At 58.8% G+C, this 19,100-nt stretch carries 23 protein-coding genes; 8 read left to right on the top strand and 15 right to left on the bottom strand.

From position 1 onward, the window contains the following. Positions 1-171: 171 nt before the first annotated feature. The gene (locus SIB38_RS19875; RefSeq protein WP_412550909.1) at positions 172-600 is read left to right on the top strand and encodes a hypothetical protein; all 429 of its coding nucleotides are present in this window, start codon (positions 172-174) and stop codon (positions 598-600) included. A gap of 96 nt (positions 601-696) precedes the next feature. After that, the gene (locus SIB38_RS19880; protein ID WP_412550910.1) at positions 697-1,212 is read left to right on the top strand and encodes a hypothetical protein; all 516 of its coding nucleotides are present in this window, start codon (positions 697-699) and stop codon (positions 1,210-1,212) included. A gap of 47 nt (positions 1,213-1,259) precedes the next feature. On the opposite strand, the gene SIB38_RS19885 is transcribed toward SIB38_RS19880, so the two are convergent. From SIB38_RS19885 to dctP, 4 genes are all read right to left on the bottom strand, one after another. After that, positions 1,260-2,153 (bottom strand): isocitrate lyase/PEP mutase family protein, encoded by an 894-nt coding sequence (locus SIB38_RS19885; RefSeq protein ID WP_294118651.1) that lies wholly within the window; start codon positions 2,151-2,153, stop codon positions 1,260-1,262. A 17-nt stretch (positions 2,154-2,170) separates the two neighbouring features. Beyond that, positions 2,171-3,448, bottom strand: coding sequence for a TRAP transporter large permease (locus tag SIB38_RS19890; RefSeq protein WP_412550911.1), 1,278 nt, complete (start codon positions 3,446-3,448; stop codon positions 2,171-2,173). Beyond that, positions 3,448-3,957: a TRAP transporter small permease gene (locus SIB38_RS19895; RefSeq protein WP_412550912.1), complete on the bottom strand. Its 510-nt coding sequence runs from the start codon at positions 3,955-3,957 to the stop codon at positions 3,448-3,450. The genes SIB38_RS19890 and SIB38_RS19895 overlap by 1 nt, the downstream gene beginning before the upstream one ends. A gap of 77 nt (positions 3,958-4,034) precedes the next feature. Further along, positions 4,035-5,030 (bottom strand): TRAP transporter substrate-binding protein DctP, encoded by a 996-nt coding sequence (gene dctP / locus SIB38_RS19900; RefSeq protein WP_294118648.1) that lies wholly within the window; start codon positions 5,028-5,030, stop codon positions 4,035-4,037. A 203-nt stretch (positions 5,031-5,233) separates the two neighbouring features. Between dctP and SIB38_RS19905 the strand changes: the two genes are divergently transcribed. Next, positions 5,234-5,686: an Lrp/AsnC family transcriptional regulator gene (locus SIB38_RS19905; protein WP_294118647.1), complete on the top strand. Its 453-nt coding sequence runs from the start codon at positions 5,234-5,236 to the stop codon at positions 5,684-5,686. 24 nt (positions 5,687-5,710) lie between these two features. Here the strand turns inward: SIB38_RS19905 and SIB38_RS19910 are convergent, their stop codons facing one another. From SIB38_RS19910 to SIB38_RS19940, 7 genes are all read right to left on the bottom strand, one after another. After that, entirely contained in the window at positions 5,711-7,528 is a 1,818-nt protein-coding gene (locus tag SIB38_RS19910; protein WP_294118646.1) for an aminopeptidase P family protein, read from the bottom strand. Next, complete coding sequence (locus SIB38_RS19915; RefSeq protein ID WP_412550913.1) at positions 7,521-8,519, bottom strand: ABC transporter ATP-binding protein; 999 nt, start codon at positions 8,517-8,519, stop codon at positions 7,521-7,523. The genes SIB38_RS19910 and SIB38_RS19915 overlap by 8 nt, the downstream gene beginning before the upstream one ends. Continuing rightward, the gene (locus tag SIB38_RS19920; RefSeq protein ID WP_412550914.1) at positions 8,516-9,505 is read right to left on the bottom strand and encodes an ABC transporter ATP-binding protein; all 990 of its coding nucleotides are present in this window, start codon (positions 9,503-9,505) and stop codon (positions 8,516-8,518) included. The genes SIB38_RS19915 and SIB38_RS19920 overlap by 4 nt, the downstream gene beginning before the upstream one ends. A gap of 11 nt (positions 9,506-9,516) precedes the next feature. Continuing rightward, the gene (locus SIB38_RS19925) at positions 9,517-10,299 is read right to left on the bottom strand and encodes an ABC transporter permease (protein WP_412552068.1); all 783 of its coding nucleotides are present in this window, start codon (positions 10,297-10,299) and stop codon (positions 9,517-9,519) included. A gap of 80 nt (positions 10,300-10,379) precedes the next feature. Next, positions 10,380-11,321, bottom strand: a complete 942-nt coding sequence (locus SIB38_RS19930; protein WP_294118639.1) for an ABC transporter permease — start codon at positions 11,319-11,321, stop codon at positions 10,380-10,382. 57 nt (positions 11,322-11,378) lie between these two features. Further along, complete coding sequence (locus SIB38_RS19935) at positions 11,379-12,965, bottom strand: ABC transporter substrate-binding protein (protein ID WP_412550915.1); 1,587 nt, start codon at positions 12,963-12,965, stop codon at positions 11,379-11,381. A gap of 176 nt (positions 12,966-13,141) precedes the next feature. Then, positions 13,142-13,741: a helix-turn-helix domain-containing protein gene (locus tag SIB38_RS19940; protein ID WP_294118637.1), complete on the bottom strand. Its 600-nt coding sequence runs from the start codon at positions 13,739-13,741 to the stop codon at positions 13,142-13,144. 194 nt (positions 13,742-13,935) lie between these two features. Here SIB38_RS19940 and SIB38_RS19945 point away from each other — a divergent pair, with 194 nt between their 5' ends. Next, the gene (locus tag SIB38_RS19945) at positions 13,936-14,322 is read left to right on the top strand and encodes a hypothetical protein (protein WP_412550916.1); all 387 of its coding nucleotides are present in this window, start codon (positions 13,936-13,938) and stop codon (positions 14,320-14,322) included. 22 nt (positions 14,323-14,344) lie between these two features. On the opposite strand, the gene SIB38_RS19950 is transcribed toward SIB38_RS19945, so the two are convergent. Beyond that, positions 14,345-14,644 (bottom strand): zf-TFIIB domain-containing protein, encoded by a 300-nt coding sequence (locus SIB38_RS19950; protein WP_294118635.1) that lies wholly within the window; start codon positions 14,642-14,644, stop codon positions 14,345-14,347. Positions 14,645-15,150: 506 nt separating this feature from the next. Here SIB38_RS19950 and SIB38_RS19955 point away from each other — a divergent pair. Both SIB38_RS19955 and SIB38_RS19960 read left to right on the top strand, forming a co-directional pair. Continuing rightward, entirely contained in the window at positions 15,151-15,654 is a 504-nt protein-coding gene (locus SIB38_RS19955) for a HugZ family protein (protein ID WP_412550917.1), read from the top strand. Between the two features lie 32 nt (positions 15,655-15,686). Continuing rightward, positions 15,687-16,091: a VOC family protein gene (locus SIB38_RS19960; protein WP_412550918.1), complete on the top strand. Its 405-nt coding sequence runs from the start codon at positions 15,687-15,689 to the stop codon at positions 16,089-16,091. Between the two features lie 111 nt (positions 16,092-16,202). On the opposite strand, the gene SIB38_RS19965 is transcribed toward SIB38_RS19960, so the two are convergent. Genes SIB38_RS19965 through SIB38_RS19975 form a run of 3 tightly spaced genes read right to left on the bottom strand, consistent with a single transcriptional unit; the run spans position 16,203 to position 17,500 of the window. After that, entirely contained in the window at positions 16,203-16,703 is a 501-nt protein-coding gene (locus SIB38_RS19965) for a hypothetical protein (RefSeq protein ID WP_294118632.1), read from the bottom strand. 21 nt (positions 16,704-16,724) lie between these two features. After that, positions 16,725-17,132, bottom strand: coding sequence for a universal stress protein (locus SIB38_RS19970; RefSeq protein WP_294118631.1), 408 nt, complete (start codon positions 17,130-17,132; stop codon positions 16,725-16,727). A 47-nt stretch (positions 17,133-17,179) separates the two neighbouring features. Then, positions 17,180-17,500 carry an antibiotic biosynthesis monooxygenase family protein gene (locus tag SIB38_RS19975; protein WP_294118630.1) on the bottom strand — a complete coding sequence of 107 codons (321 nt, stop codon included), beginning with the start codon at positions 17,498-17,500 and terminating at the stop codon, positions 17,180-17,182. Between the two features lie 217 nt (positions 17,501-17,717). Between SIB38_RS19975 and SIB38_RS19980 the strand changes: the two genes are divergently transcribed. Together SIB38_RS19980 and SIB38_RS19985 are read left to right on the top strand one after the other, a co-directional pair. Further along, a complete protein-coding gene (locus SIB38_RS19980; protein WP_294118628.1) occupies positions 17,718-18,038 on the top strand; it encodes a hypothetical protein in 321 nt (106 codons plus the stop codon). A 75-nt stretch (positions 18,039-18,113) separates the two neighbouring features. Continuing rightward, positions 18,114-19,085, top strand: a complete 972-nt coding sequence (locus SIB38_RS19985) for a LysR family transcriptional regulator (protein WP_412550919.1) — start codon at positions 18,114-18,116, stop codon at positions 19,083-19,085. Positions 19,086-19,100 lie beyond the last annotated feature (15 nt).

Consider the following 19,100-nt stretch of genomic DNA (forward strand, 5'->3'; position numbering starts at 1 on the left):
ACCTTGGGAGGAAGCGAACGCGCCCTCCCGTCACGCCAGAGGCGTGCCGATCAAAAAAGCGGCGCACCTACGGTGCGACGGGGAGGTCGGGCACAGCATGATGCAAAGCATCATGCTTTTGTGATCTCGAGGGTGTCGACGACCGCCCACCTAACGCCCTACCCTCTCCCCATGCGCGCATTCCTAACAGCCCTCTTCCTCGCCTCCCCAGCCGCCGATTGGGAAGCCACAAGCTCTCCCATCTGCACCCTCACGCACGAAACCGCAGAGGCCCACATCCACCTCACTTACGACCCAGGCAAACCGCTCTACACCCTCGCGATCACCCAAAAGTCCGCACCATGGCACCCCACCCCATGGTTCGCCATGCGCTTCATCGGTCCCAATGAAACCGTGATCTCCACGCCTCAGCACGCACTGTCAGACAGCAACCAGACGCTCAATGTGGCGGACAGCGGCTTTGGCAATGTGCTCGACGGGTTACAATTCAACGCCACGGCGCTGGCCTTCACCGAAGCCCAAACCGTGACCATTCCCCTCGAAGGCGCAGCCCCAGAGGTGCAAAAGTTCCGCGCCTGCACCGCCGCGCAACTCAGCTGACATCTGCGCACAACCGGCGCATTTGCTGCTTCTCAACACAACCAAAGATGTCTAATCTCCCGACAGATTACACCATAACCTGTCGAGCCTTTCACTATGCACATTCTCATTGCCATTCTCACAGCTGTCGGCGGCGCCATCTGGTGGTGGGCGCGTATGAACCCGCGCGAAGCCATCGACACCGCATCTGATTTGGCCACCACGGCCATCAACGCCCCGCGTCGCATTGCATTCCGCCGCAAAACCGGACAGCACCCTGTGGAAGGCATTGACGACCCGCGCATCGCCATCTGCGCCATCGCGCAAGCCTTTCTGGAGGTCGACGGCCTGCCGACACAGGAAACCCGCGACCAACTGCATGTGCTTCTTCGCAAAAAGCTTCGCTGTTCCGAGGAAGAAGCCCATGAGATGGAGGTGCTTGGACGCTGGCTGATGACACAATGCGACGAGCCGATCTACGCCATTCCTCGACTCGGAAAGCGGCTTTACAAGTTGGATGACGGTCGCGCTTGGGACACGCTTCAAGATGTTCTGCAACCGCTGGTTCTGGGCGAGCTATCACAAGGCCAGATCAACGCCATTGATGATCTGCGGCTGGCCTTCAAAAAGTAGCGGTCTTGCGCGGGCCATCCAGAGACGCCCGCGCAACTCAGCTAGCCCTAGGCCTTATACCCTTCCGAGGCCGCATAATACGCGTTGAACCCTACCCGCTCGCGCACCTCTTCAAACGACATCAACCCGGACGTCTGCACCGTGTCGGCCTTCATCGCCGCCAGGGTTTCCACCATCTGCTGCATCACCGCCGACAACAGCGTCAGCGGATAGGCCGCAAGGTTGAACCCCATGTCCGCCAGCTCCGCATGGGACAGGATCGGCGTGTCGCCGCCCTCCAGCATATTGGCCATCAACAGCCCTGGCGTTTCCTCACAAATCTGGCGCATTTCCTCCACGCTCTGCGGTGCCTCGATAAAGATGATGTCCGCACCGAGCTCAAAGAACCGCTGCGCCCGCTCTATCGCCTCGCCCAGCCCATGGGCCTTGCGCGCGTCTGTGCGGGCCAGGATCAGCACGTCTTCTTCCTCCCGCGCGTCCACCGCCGCCTTGATGCGATCAAACGCCACCTCGCGCGCCACCACCGCCTTGCCCGGTGTGTGGCCACAGCGTTTTGGCGCCACCTGATCTTCAATCATCACCGCCGCCGCCCCGGCCCGCGCAAGGCCTTTAACGGTGCGGATCACATTCATCGCGTTGCCGTAGCCCGTGTCGCCATCGGCCACAAACGGCAGGCTGGTCGCCTCAGATATGTTGCGCACATGGTCCACCACCTCGCCATAGCTCATTAGCCCCAGATCCGGCATACCAATGCGCGAGGCCGAGGCGGCAAAGCCCGACATGAAGGTCATGTCAAACCCCGCCTGCTCGATCAGCTTGGCCGACAGCGCATCATAGCAACAAGGCGCCACCACCAGCTCTTTCTGTTCCAGCAGGGAGCGCAACCGCGCCGCCCGTAGGTTCCGCCCCTCATTGGGGGCAATCCGCACCGTGTTTTTCATCACCTTCGCCCTCCTACTTAGCGCGCCAATTCATAGGGGATGTAGAGCGCCAGATCGGGCCAGAACCACAACAGCACCGCCACCGCCAGCATGATACCCGCAAACGGCAGCGCGCCTTTCGCGACCTCCTGCAACCGCGCATTGGCCACCGCCTGAATGACAAACAGGTTCATCCCCACGGGCGGGGTGATCAGCGCAGTCTCAATCAGCACCACAAAGAAGATGCCAAACCAGATCGGATCAATCCCGATGTTGAGCACCGCTGGCAGCAGCACCGGCACCATAATGAGCAGCATCGACAGGCTTTCCAGGAAGAACCCCATGAACAGAAGCACCAGACCGACTGCGAGAATAAACAGGCTTGGGTTGGAGATGTTCTCTGTCAAAAACGCGCTGATCGACTGCGGGATCAGATAGAGCGTGATCGCGTAGGAAAACACCTTGGCCCCCGCCACGATGATCAACACCATCACCGACGTCCGCAAAGAGCCCTCGACGGCCTCACGCAACTTGGCAAAATCCATCCGCCCCATGGCGAAGGTCATGACCAAAGCGATCACAAAGCCCAGCCCTGCGCTTTCCGATGGCGTTGCAATGCCCGTGTAGATCGAGCCTACGATGGCCACTGCCAGCGCCACGGTTGGCAATGCCATCGCCGAGGTCCGCGCACGTGTGCCCCAATCAGCTTTGGCAATCGGCTGGTAGGCGCCGTAAAAGCGCGAAAACAACATGCCATAGACGATAAAGGCGGACGCCAGGAACAACCCCGGCCCAATCCCTGCAAGGAACAGCGTCGGGATCGAGCTTTCCGTCACCACGCCGTAAATGATCAGCGGGATCGACGGCGGGATCAAAATCCCCAAGGTGCCGCCCGCCGCCAACATGCCGTAAACAAATGGTTTGTCGTAGCCCCGCTTGGACATTTCGGGGATCGCCACGGTGCCAATCGTCGCCGCCGTCGCCACCGAAGAGCCGGAAATGGCGGAGAACAACGTGCAGGACAGGATCGTCGCCACACCCAGCCCGCCGGGCCAATGCCCCACCCAGCTTTGCACCGCCGCATAAAGGTCTCGCCCCACGCCGCCTTTGAGCAAGACATTGGACATCAACAAAAACATCGGCACGGCAAGCAGCTCAAAGCTGTCCATCGATCCGTGCAACCGCTGCGGCACCGCCACCAGCGGCAGCCCCTTAAGCCCCAACAGGATCACGCCCAGCCCGCCCAAAGCAAAGGCCACCGGCGTGCGCAACAACAACAGCGCCATCAGCGCCACAAGAATGAGAACCGCTTCCATCAGTGTGCGCCCCCCATCACGTCATCGCCGGGCAAAGGCTCGGCCCACACGCGATAAAGCTGCACCCCGCCCTGTAGCATCAACAACGCGCTGCCCACCCAAACCGGTGCATGGGTGATCATCTTTGGTGGTGCCAGATAGGTGTCCGTGGTGTGCCCCGCCATAGTGGCTTTCAGCCAAATCTGGAACCCGAAATAACACGCCGTGCCCGCAAAAATGAACAACACAACAATCGCCAAAGTCTCCGCCAGCCGACGCCAAATTGTGTTTGGATTACTCAACAGCACATCAATCGTGACCATCTCACGGTGCTTCAGCACATAGGCCGCGCCCAGGTACACCACCCAGACCTGCAACACTCGGCTGATCTCATCCACCCAAATGGTGGGCGCGTTAAAAACGTAACGCATAAGCACTTCAAACGTGATGAAAAAGCCGATGGCAAACAGGGTCCAGGCACAAAGCTTGCCTGTGAATTCAGTGATGCCATCAATGATCCGGATGATCATTGGCCACTCCTTGCTGTGATTTTCGCGGGTAAGAAAAAAGGGACACCATCCAATAGGACAGCGTCCCCCCAAAAGGCTTAGTTGGTCATTGCGCCTTTCACAGCCGCAACCGCCGCCGCACCGGTGTCGCCAGTTTCTTCAACAAAGCGGTCCACAACGCTCGCCGTCGCCGCAACCCAAGCCGCGCGCTGCTCATCGGACAGCTCAGTCACGGTCATGTTGGCCTTCATCTCGTCCACGGTGGCTGCCTCTTCAGCATAGATCTGGTCGCGCAACTTCTGCTCCACTTCCGCAGCGGCCGCGTCGATGATGGCTTTGTGCTCATCAGACAGACCTTCGTAGACGTCATTGTTGATCACCGCGACAAACTCGATCGCGCTGTCAAAGGTCAGGGTCATCTGATCCATCACTTCAAACAGCTTGCGGGATTTTACCGCAGACGCGCCGGTCATGCCCACATCAACAGCACCCTGCTGATACGCAAGGAACTGTTTGGAGCCGGACATCAGGGTTGGCGCACCGCCAAGTTCCTGCACGGTCCAGCCATGGACCTTACCGTAGGTACGGACTTTTTTGTCCGCAATATCAGCCGGTTCCACGATCGCTTCGCCGTTTGTCAGGTATACGTTGCGACCAAAAGCCTGCCACCACAGAATGCGGTTGTTGGTCTCTTTGAGGATCGCCGCGTCCAAAGTCGCGCGCATGTCGGAGCCCGGTGCCACGGCGGCACGAATGTGCGCCTCGTCGCTAAAGATAAACGGGATCGATACAACGTCCACCGCAGGAACGGACCCTGCAAAACGACCGATAAAAGCAGAGCCCGCTTCCACCGCACCGCTACCCACGGCACCTGGCACTTCTTTGTCCTTGAACAACTGTGCTGACGGGAACAGCTGCACCTTCAGATCGCCGCCGGACTTCTCCTCCACGATGCTAGCGAAATCCAACCAGTTTTTGCCCAAGGAATGTGTTTCCGGCAGCTGCAAAGTCACCCGGATGGTCTCTGCAAAGCTGGCAACTGGCGCAACGCTCACAAGCGCGGCTGTCGCGGCGGCTGCAATCCAATGTTTCATGACGTCCTCCCAAAATCGTACTTATGAGCGTTCAACCCTAGGGCGGCTTCCGGAAACCGGGTCACGATTTTGAAGTCCTGTTTCCGCTAACGCGCAACAGCGTTTCATTTTGCGCGCAAAAAGTAGGACCAAACGGTCAAATTTTATGCTGCAAGGAAATTTGCTTTCGTTGTATACAGTTACAACGGAGGAAGGGGACAGTTTTGGACGACGCCGACAAACGCATTTTGCGGGCCATTCAGGAACAACCAGAGCTTACAATGCGAGAGCTTGGCGAGGTTACCGGATTGAGCCACACACCCTGTTGGCGCCGTCTGAAACGGCTGCGCGAAGAAGGCTACATCACTGATAAACGGTACGTTTTGGATGCCCAGAAGCTTGGCTTTGACATCGTCGCCTTTTGTCTTGTGAAGCTGCAAGAACACACACAGGAGTCGCTGGAAGAATTTGAGGCCGCCATCGAATTTCTCCCGGAGGTGGTAGAGTGTTACTCCGCCACCGGCGATCAGGACTACATCCTCAAGGTGCTCGCGCTCAGCGTGCGGGACTACGAAGAAACCATCAAACAGCGGCTCCTGAAACTGCCGCACATTGGATCCATCCGCACCAGCCTCGCGTTAAACGAGATCAAGAACACGCCGGACGTGCCAGTCTGACCCACCAGCACGCCCACGCGATGCTCAACCTATCGCTGCACCCTGGCCACGCGCCACATTGCCCCGACACCACGCCAAGGCACGGTCGCTCAGAAACGGCCCCAGCTTCGCTTCCACCTCTTGGTGATAGCTGTCCAACCAGGCGACTTCCGCCGCCGTCAGCGCCTCAAACGCTAACATCTCCGTCATGATCGGTGCCCAGGTCAGATTGCGGAACCCAAAGAAGCCGTTGTCCTCTTCGACAATCTCAAACAAGTTCTCAATCCGGATGCCATAGAGCCCGGCCACATAGTGTCCCGGCTCAATCGACATCACCATGCCTGGCATCAAATCCACCGCACTGACTGGCTTGCCAATTCGCTGCGGATGCTCGTGCACCGACAGCCGATGCCCAATCCCGTGGCCCGTGCCGTGGTCATAATCCAACCCCAAATCCCACAGCGGTCGCCGGCAAATCGCATCAATATGATGCCCTTGCGTACCGCGCGGAAACTTCAACGTGGCCAGCGCATAAAACGCCTTGAACACTGCGGTGTAGGCTTGGTCGTACCCTTCAGGCCGCTGCCCAAAGGCAAAACTGCGAGTGATATCGGTGGTCCCGGTCTCATACTGCCCGCCACTGTCCAGCAGGTACGGCGCCTCCGGCAAAATCGCCGCATCGCGCGTCTCGGTAGTGGCGTAGTGGCACATCGCGGCATTGCCCCCTGCCGCCGAGATCGTATTGAAACTCTCGCTCAGGTAACTGCCACTGGCCTCGCGAAACGCATTCACCTGCGCCTCTGCCTCACTCTCCCGCAAAGGATCACCGTTGGCCACCCGCACAGGCACTGTTTCCGCCAACCAGGCCGAAAACTCAGTCACCGCCACACCGTCCTGAAGGTGACAGGCGCGCATGCCTTCCAGCTCCACCGCATTCTTCAACGCTTTGAGATGGGTCAGATAACTGGTCCGCCGTTCAATCTTGGCGCCAATCTTCTCCAGCGCCAGACACACCGCGACTGGTGAGAACTCCGGGTCTACCAGAACCCGCTGCCCGGTTTTCACCGAGGCGCGGATCGATGGCAAAAACCCATGTGGAGGCACCACCGAGATGCTCTCCGGCAGGCTGGCCACCAAATCATCCGGCAGCTTCTCCGGTTCCACAAACCAGGTCACCGCACCCGTATCTGCCACCAACATAAAGGACTGTGGAATTGGCAAAAACGGCACATCGTCCCCGCGCACATTCAGGCACCAGGCAATGTTGTCCGGCTGCGTCTCCACATGAAACTGCGCCCCTTGCTGCGCCATGAACGCTGTCAGATCCGCCACCTTCTCGCTGGCGGTTTTCCCGGCAAACTGCAACGGCATCGCGCTGACCTGCCCCATTGGCGATGGCGGCTGCGCATCCCAAATGAAATCCACCGGATTGTCATTCTGCGCCGCCAGCTGCACGCCGATCTCCGCAAGCGCCCCGGCAAAACGATCATGCCAACTGGGCGGCAAATGCATCGGATCAAACCCCACGCACCACCAATCCCCGGCCTTCTCCGACAACCACGCCTCCGGCGCTTCTTCAAACAAGTGGTGGAATGAAAACACCGCACCCAAGCACTCTTCCCGCACCTGCACGCTGTAGCGCCCATCCACAAACATCGCGACCTCATCCATGGTCACGATCGCCATGCCCGCCGACCCGGAAAACCCGGTCACATACCGCAACCGCTCATCATGCGGCGCGACATACTCGCCTTGGTGCGCGTCATATCTTGGCAGGATAAACGCATCCAACCCACGCAGACGCATTTCTGCGCGCAACGCCGACACCTGCGGCGGCACAGTCTCGATCCCACAATCAGGCATGTTGATTGATCTCCTCCGCATGATGACAGGCCACTTCGCCGCGTCCCTCCAAGGCCCGCAATGCCGGGATCACCGTCCGGCATTGGGCTGTCACATGGCGACAGCGCACGTGGAACGGACAGCCCGGCGGCACATTGAGAGGCGGCGGCAGCTCGCCCTCCAATTGGATCGCCGCGCCTTTGTCATCCGGGTCCAGCGACGGCGCCGCGCTCAGCAAGGCCTGCGAATAGGGATGTGACGGCGCAGAAAACAACGTCTCACTGTCGCCAATCTCCACAATCCGCCCCAGATAAATCACCGCCACACGGTTGGATACATGCCGCACCAATCTCAGATCATGCGCGACAAACAGAATGGTCAGATGCAACCGCTGCTGCAGCTCCAGCAATAGGTTCACCACCTGCGCCTGCACCGACACATCCAAAGCCGAGACCAGTTCATCCGCGATCAGCACCTCCGGCTCCACTGCCAAGGCCCGCGCAATCGCAATCCTCTGCCGCTGTCCGCCAGAGAACTCATGCGGCAGTTTCTCCGCTGCATCTTGCGGCAACCGCACCAAATCCAACAACTCTGCCACCCGCGGCGCAATCTCCGCCTCGGGCCGCATCTGGTGCACCCGCAGTGCTTCGGCCAGAATATCGCCGGTTGTCATACGTGGGTTCAGCGACGAATACGGGTCCTGAAACATCATCTGAACGCGCCGGTTGTAGCTGCGATCCTTGCGCGCCGCCGCGCCAAAGATGTTCTGTTCATCAAAGTGGATCTGCCCGCTGGTTGGCTCGTACAGCCGCACAATACAACGCGCCAAAGTCGACTTGCCACAACCGGACTCCCCTACCACACCAAGGGTCTCCCCCTGCTGCAACTCAAGGCTCACACCATTGAGCGCATTCACCGATTTCCCCGGCCTGCGCTGCACCACATCCAAAAGGCTGCGCGACACCGGAAACGACAAATGCAGGTCGTCGATTTTCATCACAGTCTGGGTCATGCGGCGTCTTCCTGTGTCGCGGGCAGTGGATGGAAACAGGCGGTCTGCCGCCCCGGCGCAATGTCCTGCAACGTGGGCCGCGCGGTCTGACAGGCTGGTCCAGCCGCCTGACAGCGCGGCGCAAAGGCACAGCCTTCCGGCAATGAAAACAGGCTCGGCGGCGTTCCCGGCACCGAATAGAGCTGCGCGCGCGGCGGCACATCCTGCGGCACTGACCGCATCAGGCCCTCGGTGTAGGGATGGCGCGGGGTTTGCAACACCTGCCGCACATCGCCCTGCTCCACCACCCGTCCGGCATACATCACCGACACCGTGTCACAGGTCTGCGCCACAACGCCAAGATCGTGCGTCACCAGCACCACTCCCATCGACATCTCATCCGCCAGCTTCAGGATCAGGTCCAAAATCTGTGCCTGAATGGTCACATCCAGCGCTGTGGTTGGCTCATCCGCCAGCAACAGCTTCGGGCTCGCCGCCAAGGCAATCGCAATCATCACCCGTTGGCGCATCCCACCGGAAAACTGGTGTGGGTACTCGCCAAGCCGAGAGGCCGCTGCGGGAATGCCCACGTGATCGAGCATCTCAATTGCCCGATCACGCCGCGCCCGCCGCCCCAGATCGGTGTGCGCCTTCAAGGTCTCCGTCAACTGTGTGCCCACCGTCAGCAGCGGATTGAGCGAGATCATCGGCTCCTGAAAAATCATCGCAATCTCGCGGCCGCGGATCTTGCGCAGCTGCCGTTCTGACATCGTGGTCAGCTCTTGCCCCTGCCAGCGCACGGACCCGCGCACCTCTCCATAGTGCCGCGCCAATCCCAGGATCGAGCGCAAAGTCACGCTCTTGCCGGAGCCACTTTCTCCCACAAGCCCCTGCACCTGACCTTTGCACAGCGCAAAGCTCACATCGCGCACCGCAGGGAGGTCGGTGCCGCCCCGGCTAAAGGTGGTGCAGAGGTTCTCTACTTCCAAAATCGGGTGATCTGTCATTGTCTTTCCCCTCACCCGCGTGGCCGCAACAGGTCCGCAAGACCGTCGCCAATCAACGAGAATCCAAGTCCCGTGATCACAATCGCAATCCCCGGCATCAGGCTCAGCCACCAGGCCGTGGTGATAAAGTTGCGCCCCTCAGCAATCAGCACGCCCCACTCGGCCTGCGGCGGCTGCGCCCCCAATCCAAGATAGCCGAGCGACGACCCCAGCAGGATCGCCAGCGCCATGTCGGTCATCCAATATACAATCACCGGCGTGATCGCATTGGGCAGCAAATGGCGGAAAATGATGCGCCGGTCGGAATAGCCCATGACAATCCCGGCGCTGGCGTAGTCATTGCCCATCTGCGCAATCACCTCAGCCCGCATCAGCCGCGCGTAATAGACCCAGCCCACCAGCGTGATCGCGATGTACATGTTGATAAGCCCCGGCCCCAACACGGCCACCACTGCAATGACCAGCACCAGAAACGGGAAGGTGATGATCGCATCCACCACGCGGCCAAAAATCATGTCGGCCACACCGCGATAATAGCCCACCAAGGCCCCGATAGTGACGCCAATGGTCAGGGCAAAGACCGTCGCCAAAATCGCCATCTGCATGTTCACCGTATAGGCGTGGATCACCCGCGACAGCGCGTCCCGTCCCAGCATGTCGGTGCCAAACGGATGCGCCCAGCTTGGGGGTTGCCGCACCGCCAGATAATCAATGAAGTTTGGATCATAGGGCGCAAAGAAGCTTGGAAAAAGCGCCAACAGGGTGGAAAACCCGATGATCACAGCCCCGATCAGAAACCCCGGCTAGCGCAGCGCCAGCTGTAGCCGCGACAGCGGCGCATCGGAGGATTTTGCAGAAGTCACAACAGCATCGCTCATGTCAGACGCATCCTTGGATCAAGCAGGCTTTGGAACAGATCGGTCAGCAGGAAGACAATCGACACCAGAATGGCAAAGGTTAGCGTCAGCCCCTGAATAAGCGGATAGTCCCGCGCAAAAATCGCTTCCAGCATTAGCCGCCCCAATCCGGGCACGGCAAATACGGTCTCGGTCACCAACGTGCCGCTCATCAGGTTGCCAATCGACAGGCCCAAAAGTGTGATGGTGGAAATCAGCGCGTTGCGCAGCACATGCCGCCCCAGGATCAGCCGATTGGGCAGCCCTTTGGCGCGGGCAAACTGCACATATTCCGCGTCCAGCACTTCGATGATCGAGGCCCGCAAATTGCGCATGATGATTGCGGAGGTGTAGAGCGCCACGGTCATCGACGGCAGGAACAGGTAGTAGAGCTGACCAAAGAAGCCGTCGCCGCTACCCCCCACCGGGAACCAGCGCAGCTGCGCCGCAAGGAAGGTCAGTAGGATCAACCCAATGTAAAACACCGGCATCGACAGTCCCACCTGAAACACCGTGCGGATTACTGTGTCTGGCCATTTGCCACGGTTGAGTGCGGCCACAAAAGCCAACGGCCCGGCAATCAGCAGCGACAAAGACACCGCAAAAAGCGCAAGGAACCCTGTGGTTGGCAACCGCTCAAGGATCACACTGGACACAGAGGTGCGCATCATGATCGACCGCCCAAGGTCGCCTTGCAAAGTGTTGGTGAAAAACAGCCAGAACTGCACCAGCAGCGGGTCATTTAAGCCAAGCTTTTCCCGGATGGCCGCCAAATCAGCGTCCGAGGCTTTGTCGCCCGCAATTGCGATGGCTGGGTCGCCCGGCAACAGCCGGACCAGAAGAAAAATGATGATCATCACAAGCACAAATGTGGGGACCATCAGCGCGAGGCGCTTCAGAACGTATTGCAGTCCGGCCATGGGTATTTTCCAATTGAAACACGCGCCGCAGGCCCTCGCCCGCGGCGCGCTGAGGTCTTACTTGCTCACAGTTGCGCGCGAGAAGATGTTGGCGCCGAGCGGGGTTTGCACGTAGCCGTCAACCGCTGTGGACACCGCCACCGCAAAAGGCGTCTCGTACATGAACAGCAACGGCGCAGCATCGGCGTAGATCGTCTGCATGTCCGCATATTGCTGCGCACGCGCGGCCTGATCCATCTCTTTGCCGGAGGCTTCAAACAACGCGTTGAACTTGTCGCTTTCCCAACCGGTGCCCACCGCGCTGCGGATCGGGGAATAGCCCAACCAACCGGTGACCTGGCTCGGATCGTTCACATCATCCACCCAGCCATAGGTGTGGATGTCAAACTCACCGGAGCGGTTCTTCGCGCTGCGGGTCGGCCCGTCGACCTGCTCCACAACCAGCTCAATGCCCAGCGGCGCCCACATCTGCTGAAGCGCAGCAAAGATGGTTGAGTCGTCCGCTGAGCCTGCCAGCGTGGTCAGCGTCACCTTGGTGCCCGGCTCGATCCCGGCCTCTTTCACCAGCGCCATGGCTTTGTCCATGTCGTAGGAATACAGATCCAGTTTGGACGCCAGACGCGTGGAAGACGACATCAGCGGCGCAGTCATCGGCTGACCTGCGCCTTGCAGCACCAGACCAATCAACGCGTCTTTGTTGGTGGCGTAGTTGATCGCCTGACGCACACGCACATCGTTGAGCGGGTTGGCCGAACCATCCGCACGAGTCTCGCGGGTGTTGATTGGCGAATAGATGATCCGCGTGGACGGGTAGAGGTTCATATTGATCGCCGGATCGGCGTCCAGTTCCGCCACACGGCTGAACGGTACAAACTCCACCGCGTCAACTTCGCCCGCCTGCAACTTCAGGATACGGGTCGCATCATCCGGGATGATCTCGAAATGCACCTTGTCCAGATAAGGCAGCGGCTTGCCGTCGGCGCCCATCTCCCAGTGGTGCTCGTTGGCGCAGAAGTCCATCGAGGCGCCCTGCTCAAAGCCACACATATAGAAAGCCCCGGACCCCACGCCGGCACCACCGGCGGCAAAGATGGCGGCGGATTTCTCTTGATCCGTTGCGCCTTCTGCTGCCTCAAACACGTCTTTGTTCACAATCGCGGTGTTGAACGTAGCCAGCATCGACAGAATGGTTGGATCCGGCTGGCTCAGGCTCACGGTGATTGTGTTGCCGTCCGCGGTCACGTCTGACACGCTGCCCAACATGCCGGACCACGGCCCCAAGTCACCATTGCGCGCCCGGTCCAATGAGAACAGCACGTCGTCCGCCTCCAGCGCCGAGCCATCGGCAAACTTCAGGCCCGACTGCAGCATCAGCGTGACGGTCTTGCCATCCTCTGAGACTTCAAAACTCTCCGCCAATCCGCCCACAATCGACTTCCCGTCATCAGACGAACGTAACAGCGTGTCAAACAGGCTGCCCACCATCCAGATGTCCGGGTTGCGGTCCGCGTAAATCGGATCAATCAGGCGCGAGCCGTCGTAGCGGGCAAAGTTCATTGTGCCGCCGCGTTCCTGCGCCGCCACCGGCGTCACAAGCGCGGTCGTTGCCGCCAAAGCCGCCGCCAAAAGGGTGCTGCGTGTCATGTCTATTTTCCTCCCTGGTCGAATCTCTTCGGTGACCGGGAGAATAGGCAGTTTTTGACATTTTGCTAAAACTTCTTTTAGCAAAGCTAAATTTTTGAAGCGGGAATTTCAGCTTAAATCCAAAAATTGGATACAATATACTGAAAACACTGCCCTTCTTTCCGCCATCCGCAAACTTAATTTTCTGCCGCTGTGCTCATTGGCGTGGTGCTGACCCACAACTCCACGGATTCCACGTCGCTCACGACACGCGAAAAATGCGGCTTTGCGGTGTTGTGGTGAATCACATCTCCCGGCCCCATGACAAACACTGCACCCTCCAAATGGTACTCAACCTCACCTGACAGCAGGTAGCAAAACACCTCTCCATCGTGGCACATTTTCTCGGATTCATGCCCCGGCGGACGGTGAATGATCTGCGAATGCATCAGCGCGCCAAGGAAGCCAGGTCCCAGTTTCTCATAAAAACGGCCCGCTGTGCCAAGCGCATAGGATTGTCGACGGTCTTTCTGGATAAACTCGGAGTAGGTCTCCGGCACGCTCAACAACTGCTCCACGCTGGTCTGCAACGCCGCCGCAATTGACATCAGCGAAGACAGCGACGGAGAGCTGATCCCACGCTCCACCTGCGAGATGAACCCAGTGGTCAGATCCGCCTCCTCCGCAACCGCATTCAACGTCTTGCCCAGCGCCTTGCGCCGCAACCGGATCGCCTGCCCCAGCTTCTCCGGCTGACCCTTCTGTTTTTTCTTTTTTGTTGTCGGGGAAGCCGCCATCACGATCTCCATTGAATATTCTGGGAAAACTGCGGCCACACCATATCAGCGAAAAAAGATATGTATACTAAAATGAAATTTAGCAAAACTGCAAAAGGAAGGCGGCGCTGCACGCTGGATATCCGATAACATCCCCCTGCTTTTGCCTGACGCGCGATACCCGCCACACCCTGCTCCGATCAAAGGAGCCCTTCATGCAATTTGCCTGCCCTGCCGCCCTGCTCGGCCTCACCCTTTTGACCGCCTGTGCCACCCCACTGGAGCGCTGCATCTCCACCGCGCAATCCGAGGTCGCTACCCTACGCCGCGCCATCACAACCGCCGAAGGCAATATCACCCTCGGCTACGCCATCCACCGCAGTTCCGAAAGCTATACTTATTATGACACCTGCTATGACAAAAAAGACCGCCCCTACAGCTGCCCGGAAACCCGCTACCGCACGGTAGAAACCCCGGTCGAAATCGACGTGGCGCAACAACGCCAACGCCTGAAAGCCCTGCGGCGGGACCTGCCCGCCGCCGAAGACCGCGCCCGCATGCAGGCACAGCATTGCACGGCCCTGCATCCACCAACCGGATAACAAAACCGCGTACTAAGAGATCTTAGAAGTCAAAAATATCGTCGAGGAAGCTGCTCATCTTTTTCTTCTTGCGCGGCTTGCCCTCATAGCGGCGCACATGGCCTTCGTCATAGCCACGCCCGTCATAGCCCCGCTGCGGCGCAGGCTGCACGTTCTCGGATGGGGGCGGGGGCGGCGGCGCGGCATAGGCACTTGCCCGCTCGATAATTTTATCCAGCTCCCCACGATCAAGCCACACGCCGCGACAGCTGGGACAATAATCAATCTCCACCCCGTTGCGGTCCGCAATCACCAGGGTTTCGCCGTCCACTGGACATTTCATCAAGCACGCTCCTCTTGTTTGATTGCTAAAAATCTAGGGTCCACTTCGCAAAATTCCAGTCTTCGCCACCGCGTTTCCCTCCACAACCAATCGATCTGCAGAACGGCATTCACAGCGCACAACACGCGAGCAGAAAAAATTGTCAATGTCTCCAGCGCCTTGCCTCTAAGAGACCACCAACCCAGAATTCCTGACAAAAATACTTGAAACGCATTACCTGAGTAAACTAGTCAACCTTTTGTTTTTAAACACTTTTTCCTTGAACCTGCCACCGACTCATCCTAAATAGGAGTCAACAGAGAGCGAGCCAGACCGGCCACTCACGTACGAAGCAAGCAATCAAGCAAGGCCCAGCCCACCGCCAGGTCCAGCCAGACAGCAAGCCACGCACGCAAGCAGACACGGTCCAGCTAGCTACACAATAACGGCGCCCAGGTTGATTCCAGGCGCCGTTTTTGTTGGTCTGCACCCTTTTGGCTCTTCTGAAAAACTGGCAACCTCGCACCATGACCAAATCCGACCCCATTCGTCCAACCGATGCTGACGCCCGCACCTTGGCCCGCGACCTTCTGTCCTCTGCCACTTACGCCGCGCTTGCCGTCACCGATCCCGCCACTGGCACCCCATCCGTGACCCGAGTGGCCCTCGCCACCGCGCCGGACGGCGCCCCGATAACATTGATCTCCGATCTGTCCAGCCACACTGGCGCGCTGCGCGCCGATGCGAACTGCGCTCTGTTGGTGGGGGAGCCTGGCGACAAAGGCGACCCGCTCACACACCCGCGGATGACCCTTCACGCAAAGGCATCATTTCTGGCAAAAGACAGTGAGGCACACACTCAAACCCGAGACCACTTCCTGTCACTGCGGCCCAAGGCCAAACTCTACGTCGACTTCCCCGATTTCTCTTTTGTGCGTTTTGACCTGTCTGGCGGCCTTTTGAATGGCGGTTTTGGCAAAGCCTTTCACCTGACATCTGAAGATGTGTTAGCGCCAACATCTTTCGCTTGACGCAAGGCAATGGCGCGCCCTACCGTCACGTCATGCCATTACACAGCTTAGATCACGCCAACATCGGCACCCAAAATCTCGACGTTATGATCCGCTTCTACGAAGAGGTTCTGGGCATGACCAATGGCCCCCGACCCGACTTCGGTTTTCCTGGCGCTTGGATGTACCTTGGCGACAAGGCGGTGGTGCATCTGGTGGGCTCAACAAAACCGCTGATTGCGGGTGGCCATGAGATCGCCCTGGAGCACGCCGCTTTTGCCGCCACTGACATGCCCGGCTTCCTCGAAGTGCTCAAAGCGCACGATCTGGACTATTACCTCGGCTTCCCGCCCGGCTTCCCAATTGTGCAGGTCAACATCCACGACCCGGACGGCAACCACCTGCACGTGGATTTCCACATCGACGAGCTGCCCAAAGAGCTGCGTCCCGCGACTTAAACCGCCAAAACGTTAACGGAGGCGCGGTCAAAACCGCACCTCCGTGAAACAGCCACAATACCGACGCAATACCGACGTCAAAATCCCCACCGAGATCCCCGCTGTTAACCTTTACTGCAGCAGCGCTTTGGACGCTTCCACCGCATCTGCAATTGGCGAGAAATACCGCACTTCAATCGACGACCCGCTGCGCATCACTTCCGCCGCCTTATCTGCGCCCGCCATATACAGCTGGATCGCCTGCGGCATAGACTCCTGCGTCACCGCCTTGATCCGCCCGCCATTCACACGCTCGCGCCCGAGATTGGAATCGGTGTTTGCACGCACAAAAGAGTACAAGCCACGGTTCACGCGGGTCAGTGCCACTTCCGCCTCCCAATAGACCGAAGCCTTTGAAATCACACGCACAGTCTGGCTGTAGGTTTGACGCAGACAGTCAATGCGATACACCAGATCGACCTTGGCGCATTCGCTCACACCGTAGGTGAAAATATCTACCGTCCGCTTGGTCTGCTGATCGGAAAACCCGATGTCATCCTCAGCCATCGCCGGCTGTGCCACGATCCCCATCAAGGCCACTGCCGCCGCCTGCAACACTTTGACTACGCGCATATTCTGAGCCTTTCTCCCTGCCTACCGGGTCACATGTACCGCGCATTTGGCATGACGCACAACCTGTGCCGCCGTACTACCCAACACAATGTCTTGTACGCCGGGTTTGTGGGATGCGATCACAATGCAATCCACCGCGTTTGCCGCCCCCCATTTCACAATGGTCTTGCCCGCATGTCCTTCTTCTACAACGCCTTTTACGTTGGGAAGGTCGCCGCCCATAGCCTCCAGACTGGCCACAATCGCCGTCTGCGCCTCCGCCTGAAACCCTTCGGGCACATAGTTGATCACGTAACTCGGCACATTGGCCATCACATGCAACAGGCTCACCTGCCCGTCCTCATCAATCAACCGACGCGCCACCGCCACCGCCTCACTTGGATCATGGGCCTCGTCAAAGGCCACCGGCACAAGAATATGCTTATACATTTCAAACTCCTAACCAAGCACGACAACAACAGGTACAGGGTCAAACGTCAATCATAGGCCTGCAAAACGTCATACATCACCGGTTCAAAACTGCGGCAAAGTTGATTGATCTTGCGATTGCGCTCCCGCATCTCTTCACTGCGCAGCATCGCCTGAAAATCCTCCCGCCGCCGCCACTGCGAATAATTGGCAATCCGCGTCTGCGCGTCATTCACATGCAAGCCAGCGGCAATAAAACCGGGCTGTTTGGAGATGAATTGGTCATAAGCATCGGTCAGCGCATCCAGCAAATCCTGACAGGTGCCTGGCGTCATTTCGAAGGTGGTGATGACGGTTTGAAGCTCCGCCTCCTTAGAAATATTCGGCATAGGTTCCTCCTTGCTTTTCCTCAGCTTAGTCCACGCCCCTGCAAATTGACTAATGATTTTCCCTCCCCCCCATGCCCAAGCACCACATCCAGCGCCAGACACGCGCATGTGATTGCACCAGAAGTGATTTTGGGCCATATTGGCTTTGGTTTTCTGTCGGGCGAACCAGATGGCACAAAACACGCCACGTGGCCCGACGCAGAGAGATGAGGCACCCATGACCAGATTTTTTGCCGCGCCGCTTCTGGCGCTGATGCTTGTTCCCGCACTCCCGCAGCCCGTAGACGCCAACACGCTGAACCGCGCTTGCTTGCGCTCGGACCGCGACGGTGCGACCCGCCAAATGTGCCGTTGTATTCAGAAAACCGCGAACAAAAGCCTGTCACGCGCCGATCAACGCCTGGCCGCAAGCTTCATCAAAGACCCGCACAAGGCGCAGGAAATCCGCCAGTCGAACCAACGCAGCCATGAGATCTTCTGGAAGCGCTACAAGAAGTTTGAAACCAGCGTTGTGTCCAGCTGCAAACATCTGCGCTGAGGCTATTGCGCGGGCAAAAGCGCTTGACCCAAGGTCGCTCCCTATTCACAAAAGCCAAAGCTGGTGGAGGGACCGATGCTCAACAAAGGCGTCACATTGCGCGGCCTCGAAGTTTTTGAGGCACTCGCCGAGCACGGCTCTGTGGCGCGTGCATCCGAGATCACAGGCCTGTCCCAACCCGCGGTGTCACAGCAGATCCGCAACCTGCAAACCGCGCTTGGCACCGACCTGATAGATCACAGCAAACGCCCGATGCAACTCACCGCAGCAGGCCGCGCTTATCTGGTCCGGGCGCGGGAGGTCCTCTCACAACTGCGGTTGGCGCAATCCGAACTCACCGTGATGGACCTCACCCACCTGACGCAACTGTCGATGGGCATCATTGATGACTTTGACAACGATCTGACCCCGCGGCTGGTCACCAAACTGGCCGAGTCCATGACCCGCTGCCGCTTTCGCCTTGTGACCGCGCCAAGCCATGAGATCACAGACGCCATTCGCAACGGCGACCTACACCTGGCCATCACCGCCGTGGCTCCGGAAGCACTTGATGGCATAACAGAATACCCGCTTGCACAGGATCCGTTCATCCTCGTCGCACCCTCAGGTTACCTGCCTCCGAAAGGCGATATCACAACCGCGCTGCAAGAGCTCCCCATGCTGCGCTACGGTCAGGAACAGCTCATTGGCCGCCAAATCGAGGCCGCGCTGACCCGCGCCCAGTTTGAAGTGCCGCACCGTTTCGAAATTGGCTCCAACCCGTCCCTTATGGCTATGGTGTCACGCGGTATTGGCTGGGCAATCACCACACCGCTGGGCTATCTGCGAGCTGCCCGTTTCCACGATCAGGTTGACGCGCACCCGCTGCCGTTTGCACCGTTCAGCCGCAAAATCTCGCTGCTCGCCAGCGGCGACTGGGCCGACACGGTGCCGCGGGATGTGGCCCAAACCATGCGCGGCCTGATCCACGCCCATATGGTCAGCCCCGCTCTTGAGCGCTTCCCTTGGCTCGACGGAACCTTCAAGACCCTGGACACAGACAACTAGCCCAGTTTCCAAACT

This window comes from Shimia sp. MIT910701, assembly GCF_047126315.1.
Classification (GTDB): domain Bacteria; phylum Pseudomonadota; class Alphaproteobacteria; order Rhodobacterales; family Rhodobacteraceae; genus Shimia.